At 65.0% G+C, this 1,192-nt stretch carries 1 protein-coding gene and 1 pseudogene; one reads left to right on the top strand and one right to left on the bottom strand.

The genetic code is table 11. The features are described 5' to 3' along the window. Window positions 1-265 (bottom strand): annotated as a pseudogene (locus EN879_RS36570) (EamA/RhaT family transporter); the annotation flags it as partial. A 92-nt stretch (window positions 266-357) separates the two neighbouring features. On the opposite strand from EN879_RS36570, the gene EN879_RS36565 reads away from it, so the two are divergent. Then, window positions 358-1,192 (top strand): LysR family transcriptional regulator (locus EN879_RS36565; RefSeq protein WP_127274748.1); only part of this gene is annotated, 835 nt, incomplete at its 3' end.

Here is a 1,192-nt window from a genome sequence, read left to right as displayed (position 1 = left end):
CGACGAAGATGGCGCCGCCAAAGACCAGGCGCCACGCTTCGTCGAGCCTTGGCAGCGCCGGGCGCTTGACGGCCAGGAAGATCGCCGCCGGCACAGCGGCGATGGCAAAGCGCAACGCACCCAGTTCCAGTGGGCCGAAGGCGGCGAGACCGGCTCGGATAGCGGGAAAGGCGGAGGCCCAGCCGACCACCGTCAGCGCCACAGCGATGGCTGCCGTGGTGTCCATTCGCTGTGTCGAATTCAACGTGCCCGTTATCTCGCTCATCTCACCGCCCTCGTATTTCTTCGGTCCTGAAAGGCAGAAAACGCCTTTTCACCCCGGTTGACAAACGACGAAATCGAGGATCACCTGTGACTATGGATCACAGCTCGGACACAATGGTGCCGCTCGAAACGCTGCGCGCCTTCGATGCGGCGGCGCGGACAGGCAGCTTTTCAGCGGCCGCCGAAAAGCTCAATATCACCCATGGCGCCGTCAGCCGGCAGATCGCCAAGCTCGAGGACTGGCTGGGATTGAAAGTCTTCGACCGTGGTGCGCGCGGCGTCTCGCTGACGATCGAAGGCAACAGGCTGCATCTGCGCACGGCGGAAGCCTTTGCGCTGATATCGACCCATTCCGACCGCTGGGTCGAGCCGCGTGGCACGGCGGTGGTGCGGCTGACCTCGATTCCCTCGGTCAGCGGACTGTGGCTGATGCCGCGCATGGCGGCTCTGGAAAACAATCCCTCGAAGCTGCGCATCGTGCTCGATGTCGACATCCGCCAGGCCGACCTTGCCGATGAAGGCATCGACCTCTCGATCCGTTGTGGACGCGGCGGCATTCCGGGCCGCATCTCGGTGCAACTTTTCGAGGAACATGTCTTCCCTGTCGCGTCACCCGAGCTTGCCCGCGAGATCGGCCGGGGCGACCCTGCCCGGCTGCTCAAATATCCGCTGATCAACGATTCCGACGCGTCGGCCTGGCGCGCCTGGTTTGCCGCGCAAGGCATGGATTACCGCCCGCGCCCGCAGGACCGCCGCTTCGAGGACTACAATCTGGTGCTCGACGCCGCCGCCTATGGGCTGGGCATCGCGCTGGCCCGCCCGCCGCTGACCGGACATCAATTACAATCGGGCCGCATCACTCCCGTCGATGAGCGCACAGCCCTCAACCCGGTATCCTACTGGCTCGACCGGCCGATGGGGCGGCCGC

The sequence above is a fragment of the Mesorhizobium sp. M7A.F.Ca.AU.002.02.1.1 genome (assembly GCF_003998535.1).
In the GTDB taxonomy this organism is placed as follows: Bacteria; Pseudomonadota; Alphaproteobacteria; order Rhizobiales; family Rhizobiaceae; genus Mesorhizobium; species Mesorhizobium ciceri.
Note: the sequence above shows the minus strand (reverse complement) of the source record. Positions and strands in the feature narration are given on the sequence as shown.